Origin of the sequence: Streptomyces sp. SID1328 (genome assembly GCF_009865595.1) — a bacterium.
Lineage (GTDB): Bacteria > Actinomycetota > Actinomycetes > Streptomycetales > Streptomycetaceae > Streptomyces > Streptomyces griseoluteus.
Genome location: NZ_WWKH01000435.1, coordinates 1 through 2064, shown reverse-complemented (window position 1 = coordinate 2064; position 2064 = coordinate 1). Strand labels below are relative to the sequence as shown.

General features: G+C 67.5%; 1 protein-coding gene and 1 pseudogene. One reads left to right on the top strand and one right to left on the bottom strand.

Annotated elements, in window-relative coordinates; genetic code table 11:
- Positions 1–406 (bottom strand): annotated as a pseudogene (locus tag GT030_RS12835) (alkaline phosphatase family protein); the annotation flags it as partial.
- 288 nt (positions 407–694) lie between these two features.
- Here GT030_RS12835 and GT030_RS12830 point away from each other — a divergent pair.
- On the top strand, positions 695–2064 hold a 1370-nt coding region (locus GT030_RS12830), incomplete at its 3' end, for a cbb3-type cytochrome c oxidase subunit I (protein ID WP_161201215.1).

Sequence of the window (2064 nt, the reverse complement as noted above, 5' to 3'; positions counted from 1 at the left end):
CGCCCGCGGCGAGCCGGGTGGCGAGGGTGTCGAGGGCGTCCGGACCGGCCGGGTCGTGGCCGCCGTCGGCGGGCGGCGCGGCCCAGCGGCAGGAGCCGAAGGCAACCTTCAGGCCGTCCTCGGGGCCGGGGACGCGAATGCGGGACGGCGGGAAGGACGAGTCGGCCGGCGGCCACACGGACTCGCTCTCCAGCAGCACCTCGTACTCCGCCTCGGTGCCGGGGGTGAGACCGGTCACCGGTATCAGGGCGTAGTGGTGGCCCGCTATGTGGAAGGTGTGCGCGGTGCCCTTGGCGCCGTCGGAGCAGCGCACCTCCGCGGTGCAGGGGCCGCTCGTCTCGACCCAGACGGTCGCGGACGAGCCGTCGACGTAGCGCAGCAGGGGGCCCAGGGTCAGGCTCGGCAAGATGTCCTCCGTCCCGCCCCGGCCGGTGCGGGCGGGGCGGACCGTACGCTAGTCAACGAATGACCGGGGCGGACAGTCCCCCCCGCCACGGCCGGCCGGGATCGCCCGCGGCGGTGTCCGCCAGGTCGGGAGCACAGAGCGGGCCCACTACTCCATCCGGGTGTCAAAACCCCCCGATCGGCGGCGTGTCGGCCGCTCAGGAAGCCGGGGTCCGGCGCGAACCGCAAGGATGGCCGTCATTGACGCCACGGCGCGGGTGGAACTCGAGCACCAGGAGAAGCGGGACCTGTGACAATCATCAATCAGCCCGAGCCGGCGGCTGAGGACTCGAGCGAGAACGAGCTTCTCATCCACCGGAGGCAGCCCGGCAATGTCGTCGTCAAGTGGCTGACGACCACCGACCACAAGGTGATCGGCACGCTGTATCTGTCGACGTCCTTCGGGTTCTTCCTGGTCGGCGGCGTGATGGCGCTGCTCATCCGGGCAGAGCTGGCGCGCCCCGGAATCCAGATCATCTCCAACGAGCAGTACAACCAGGCGTTCACGATGCACGGCACCGTGATGCTGCTGATGTTCGCCACCCCGCTGTTCGCGGGGTTCACGAACTGGATCATGCCGCTGCAGATCGGCGCGCCCGACGTGGCGTTCCCCCGGCTGAACATGCTGGCCTACTGGCTCTACCTGTTCGGCTCGCTCATCGCGGTCAGCGGCTTCATCACTCCGCAGGGCGCGGCCGACTTCGGCTGGTTCGCCTACTCGCCGCTGACGGACGCGGTCCGCTCCCCCGGTGTCGGCGGTGATCTGTGGATCATGGGCCTGGCCTTCTCCGGCTTCGGCACGATCCTGGGCGCGGTCAACTTCATCACCACCATCATCTGCATGCGCGCTCCGGGCATGACGATGTTCCGCATGCCGATCTTCGTGTGGAACGTGCTGCTGACCAGCGTGCTGGTCCTCTTCGCCTTCCCCGTGCTCGCGGCGGCGCTGCTGGCGCTGGAGGCGGACCGCAAGTTCGGCGCCCACATCTTCGAAGCGGCCAACGGCGGGCCCCTGCTGTGGCAGCACCTCTTCTGGTTCTTCGGCCATCCAGAGGTGTACATCATCGCGTTGCCGTTCTTCGGCATCGTCACCGAGATCATCCCGGTGTTCTCCCGTAAGCCGATCTTCGGCTACATGGGCCTGGTCGCGGCCACGATCGCGATCGCCGGACTCTCGGTGACGGTGTGGGCGCACCACATGTATGTGACCGGCGGTGTGCTGCTGCCGTTCTTCGCCTTCATGACGTTCCTGATCGCGGTTCCCACAGGCGTCAAGTTCTTCAACTGGATCGGCACCATGTGGCAGGGCTCGGTCTCCTTCGAGACACCGATGCTCTGGACGACCGGCTTCCTCGTGACATTCCTCTTCGGAGGTCTGACCGGCGTCATCCTGGCCTCGCCCCCGATGGACTTCCACGTCTCGGACACGTACTTCGTGGTGGCGCACTTCCACTACGTGGTCTTCGGTACGGTCGTCTTCGCGATGTTCGCCGGCTTCCACTTCTGGTGGCCCAAGTTCACCGGCAAGATGCTGGACGAGCGGCTCGGCAAGATCACCTTCTGGACGCTGTTCGTCGGCTTCCACGGCACCTTCCTGGTCCAGCACTGGCTGGGCGCCGA